The following is a 4,474-nucleotide window of genomic DNA, read 5'->3' on the forward strand; positions in this document are numbered from 1 at the left end:
CGCCTCCGAAGTCGTCCGCCGCACCAGCGTCGACGACGAAGGCCGCACCACCGTCCACGCCAGCGAGTACGCCACCGTCGACCGCTCCGGACGCCTCCAACTCCCCCGCGACTACACCCACGCCCTCGACATCCGCAGCCGCGTCATGCTCGAACTCGAACCCGACCACATCGCCGTCCGCCCCGATCGCCCCGAAGAGGACTGAGCCGGCGTGCTCACGAGGGCAGGTGCAGACGTCCCCTGAGGCCGTGGACGACCTCCACCAAGCCGATTCGTGATCCGCCGTACCGCCAGCCGTGGCAGACGAGGCGCAGGGACAGTCCATGTCCCGGCTCACGGCCGGGGCAGACCCCGACCGGGAAGGGCTCCGATCGAGGCAGTCCGGCCAACGGCCAGGAGCACGGCCCTGCTTGGCCTTCAGTTCGCCGAAGAACGTCTCACGCCCGGTTCACGCGGGGTTTGGTCGGATGGGATCGAGCGCGGGAAGGGCAGCTGCCGGTACGTGGCCAGCTCCCAGCCCATCCGAATCTCATGGAACGAGAGACTTTCGATGCGTACTTTTGTCAAGCGCACGCTCGCGACCTCTGTGGTGCTGGCCGCCGCGGCGGCGGCGCTGGTCGTGAACGTCCAGATGAGCAGTGCCGTCGATGGGGCGGACCACGAGTACACCTCTGTGTACAGCGGACCTTTCGACGTGGCCGGGTGGACAGACTACGCACAGTGTCTGCGCGAGCACGGCGTCGACGCGAAGGACCCTGAACCGAAGCCGGAAGCGAACTCCATGTTCGCCCGGATGGCGGACGGCAGCGCGCTGCCGGTGACCGACCCTGCTTTCAAGGCGTGCGAGTCGCGTGCGGGCAAGGGGAACACCGTGTCGCTGTATGTGAGCCCGGATGACATGAAGAAGCACAGGGACTTCGCGACCTGTGCACGTGAGAACGGACTGCCCGGTTACCCCGATCCGGACCCGCGGACTGCCCAGGTACCGGACATCATGTCCTTCACGAAGAAGCAGTTCTACGCGGCATGGGAGGCCTGCCACGCCCTCGCGCCGCAAGGTCCGGCCGGAGGCTGAGCTGCTCGGAACCGAACGCAGCAGCCCCAGGCAGCCGGGCGCACTGTCGTGGCGCCCACGACAGGCATTCCGCAGGGCGTGAACGATCGTGTCCCGCTGTTGTCGGGCGGCAGCAGGACACGGTGGCGCCCGGCAGCCGGTCCTTCGACCATGGGACCAGAAGTCACGGTGCCGGGAAAGCCGCCTAGAGCACGCTCGGTCGGCACGCCAGTTGCGCGGCACCTGACTACCTGAGCAAAGATGCGCGCGTGAGCCATGAACCAGACGAGGTGAGCGAGGCGATAGCGGGCGAGCTGCGTCTCATGGATCCCAGCGTGCGGGCGTCACGGTCCCTGACCGGGCAACTGCTCGACCCTGAGTTCGTCGAGGTCGGCGCCTCGGGCCGGCGATGGACCTATGCGCACATGCTGGCCGAGCTGTCGGACATGGAAGGCAGCTCCGAAGACGGTCCCCGTTACGAGCCCACGGACGTCACGGGGGTCGTCCTGGCTCCCGGACTGGTGCACCTCACGTACGAGACGACGATCAACGGTCGGCGGGCGCGCCGCAGCTCACTCTGGCGCAAGCGGGGCAGCGGAGCGCCGTGGCGGATGTACTACCACCAAGCCACTCCCGTGCCGCCGGAAGTCGAATAGCGGCGGATTCCGCATCGAGGGGGTCACCAGCGCGGAGGCCGTGCCACTCTCGTGCCGGAACGGGCGGGGAGTCAGGGGGAATCCCGGTGCGCAGAGGGAATCCCCTCAGGTCCACAACGCACGGGATCCCGACCCGACGGTCACCGTCGGGTCGGGATCCCGGCGTTCGGGCCTCGGTTCGCGGGTTTCCCGCCCGGCGAGCCGTGCCGGGGGCGGAAGGGCTGACGCCGATGGAACGGAAAGAGCCCGGTGGGTGAACATCATCCGCCGGGCCCGTTCGTGTGCTGCCGCGGCTTCCGGGCTGCTGGGGCGACTGTTACGGTCCTTGACAATTGCGTGGGGGGTACAAACCGGGGGGCTCTCAGTGCCGCTTCCGGCCGGACGGCGGTCGTCTGGTACCGGCAGGGCAAGGACAACTACAACTTCACCGACCTGGACACCGGCAGCGTGCTGCGCAAGCTCCCGGAGGGGTCGCGCTGGGCCCTGTGGGGACGCACCCTGTGGACGCCGACGGGGACGACGGGCGTGGCCGCCCAGGACCTCCGTACCGGCGCACGGATCACCAGCTTCTCCCTGACGGGTTGCTCCGACAGCGCGGCCCTTGCGGCGGTGGGCCGCTGGGTGCGCTGGGCGTGCCCGAGCGGGGACACGGTCAAGGGCGGCGTCTACGACACGGTGACCAAGAAGCAGGTCGCGCTGCCCTACACGGGCGTCCAACGACTCGGCGACGGCTTCGTCGTCTCGCGTGAGAGCGACGGTGTCCTGACCCTGTACGACGTCCACACCGGCACCGTGGTGAAGCGGACGCTCGCAGGCAACTCCGTCTCCTGGTCGGTGGACCCGTACACCGGCTACGTCGCCTACACCGACACCGCCCAGAACGTCCACGTGCTCAACGTCGCCGTACCCGCGTCCGCGTTGAGCGTGCCGGACGCGCAGGTCGGCACGACCGTCGACACCGACTCCACCCCCGTGGGCTGGCGCGGGAAGTGGTGGCTGTCCAAGCCCGCCGCGTCGTGGAAGCTGGTGCTCAAGCGCAAGGCGACCGGCGCGGTGGTGCGGACGGTGAGCGGGGGCGCGGCCCGGGCCACGATCAGCGCCGTCTGGGACGGCCGGGACGCCAGGGGTGCCCTGCTGGCCAACGGCGCCTACACCTGGACGCTCAGCGCCGTCCCCGCCGACGGCGCCGGCGCGGCACTGACGACCTCCGGAAGCGTGAAGCTGAGCGGTGGAGCGGCCGTACGACGGGACTTCGCGGGCGGTGACGGCTTCGGCGAGCTGCTGACGCTCACCTCCTCCGGCACCCTCGCCTTCCAGAAGGGCAACGGCGCCGGGAAGTTCTCGGGCACGCTCTCGGGCGCCGGGTGGCCCGCCGGCATCACCGCGGTCCCCTACGGCGACGTGAGCGGTGACCGGTGCAACGACGTGATCGTGCGCTTCAGCAGCGGCACCCTGCGGGCGTACAAGCCGGGCTGCGGCAAGGCGGTCACGACGTCGACGCCGTACACCTCCCTGGGCACCGGCTTCCAGCAGTACAACGTGCTGACCTCGCCAGGGGACGTGACGGGCGACGGCCGTGCCGATCTGATCGCGCGCAAGTCCTCCAACGGCGACATCTACCTGTTCGCCGCGACGAGCGGTGGGAAGCTGGCGGCGGGCAAGCGGATCCGGGCGTCGTGGGACGAGTACAAGAGGCTCATCGGCGCGGGCGATCTGAACGGGGACGGGTTCGGCGATCTGCTGGCCCAGGACAAGTCCAACGAGCTGTGGCGCTACGAGGGCGACGGCAAGGGCGCGTTCAAGGCCCGGGTCCGGGTCGCGAAGGACTGGGGCGCCACGTACAACGCGGTCGTCGGCGTCGGTGACATCACGGGCGACGGCAAGGCCGACCTGGTGGCCCGGGACACCGCCGGCGTCCTCTACCGGCAGACCGGTCACGGCAAGGGCACCTTCGCCGCCCGTGTGAAGATCGCGACGGGCTGGAAGGCCTACAAGAGCGTGTCCTGAGTCGTTCCCGGCCGGCGGACACGCCCGGCGGACACGGCCCGGCAGACCGAGTTGCGGTCTGCCGGGCCGCCGCGCCTGGGGTCGGCGCCACCGCGGGTGGCGTGACTCAGTGCGCGGGGCAGGGGCCCGTCAGCCGCGGACGATGTTCTCCGCCTGCGGGCCCTTCTGTCCCTGCGTCACGTCGAAGGTGACGTGCTCACCCTCCGTGAGCTCGCGGTAGCCGTTGCCGGCGATGTTCGAGTAGTGGGCGAACACGTCCGGCCCTCCCCCGTCCTGCTCGATGAAGCCGAAGCCCTTCTCCGCGTTGAACCACTTCACGACGCCAGATGCCACGGTGTTCGTCCTTCGCATGCTGCTGCTGCGGCGCACCCAGGGCGCGCCGGCGGACCCTCGATTCCGGGCCGCCGCTCCTTGCTTACCCGATGATGTGCTGCCTTCGCCAGCGAATACGCCTGCGTCGGCGCAGGTGTCTTCGCGGGGCGTGTGTTCCCCGGTGGCGGGGGGCCCGGGCCGAGGGTTGTGAACGGGCCTTCATGGAGCGCACCTTCGCACGGCAGGTGCTCGCGGCGAGCGTTGGCGGGGCCCGACATACTCGGTATGTCGATCCGCCACGGGCTGCTCGCCCTGCTGGAGCACGGGCCTCGCTACGGGGCCCGGCTGCGCGCCGCCCCGGCCGCGGGACATGGGCTGGCCTTCGGCGGGGTTCGGGGGGAGCATGCGACGGTGGGGATTTCGGGGCCGCCGGACGGCGAGGTGG

Annotated in this window: 5 protein-coding genes and 1 pseudogene; 5 read left to right on the plus strand and 1 reads right to left on the minus strand. The window is 70.2% G+C overall.

Annotated features, from left to right (window positions below):
- The 4 genes from PV341_RS43995 to PV341_RS44010 all read left to right on the plus strand — a co-directional run.
- The coding region (locus tag PV341_RS43995) for an AbrB/MazE/SpoVT family DNA-binding domain-containing protein (protein WP_500360856.1) at positions 1–205 on the plus strand (205 nt) is incomplete at its 5' end.
- Between the two features lie 345 nt (positions 206–550).
- Complete coding sequence (locus PV341_RS44000; protein ID WP_500360858.1) at positions 551–1,075, plus strand: hypothetical protein; 525 nt, start codon at positions 551–553, stop codon at positions 1,073–1,075.
- 248 nt (positions 1,076–1,323) lie between these two features.
- Positions 1,324–1,710 carry a nuclear transport factor 2 family protein gene (locus PV341_RS44005; RefSeq protein ID WP_500328949.1) on the plus strand — a complete coding sequence of 129 codons (387 nt, stop codon included), beginning with the start codon at positions 1,324–1,326 and terminating at the stop codon, positions 1,708–1,710.
- A 336-nt stretch (positions 1,711–2,046) separates the two neighbouring features.
- Positions 2,047–3,717, plus strand: coding sequence for an FG-GAP-like repeat-containing protein (locus tag PV341_RS44010; protein WP_500360860.1), 1,671 nt, complete (start codon positions 2,047–2,049; stop codon positions 3,715–3,717).
- A gap of 129 nt (positions 3,718–3,846) precedes the next feature.
- Here the strand turns inward: PV341_RS44010 and PV341_RS44015 are convergent, their stop codons facing one another.
- Positions 3,847–4,050, minus strand: coding sequence for a cold-shock protein (locus PV341_RS44015; protein ID WP_499512323.1), 204 nt, complete (start codon positions 4,048–4,050; stop codon positions 3,847–3,849).
- 264 nt (positions 4,051–4,314) lie between these two features.
- Between PV341_RS44015 and PV341_RS44020 the strand changes: the two are divergent.
- Positions 4,315–4,380, plus strand: a pseudogene (locus PV341_RS44020) (PadR family transcriptional regulator); the annotation flags it as partial.
- Between the last annotated feature and the right edge of the window lie 94 nt (positions 4,381–4,474).

Origin of the sequence: Streptomyces sp. PA03-1a, from assembly GCF_033792805.1 — a bacterium.
Lineage (GTDB): Bacteria > Actinomycetota > Actinomycetes > Streptomycetales > Streptomycetaceae > Actinacidiphila.

What these genes read in the sequence shown, in the direction of transcription:
- PV341_RS44000 (WP_500360858.1), top strand. Translation starts at nt 551, where the DNA reads ATGCGTACTTTTGTCAAGCGCACGCTCGCGACCTCTGTGGTGCTGGCC.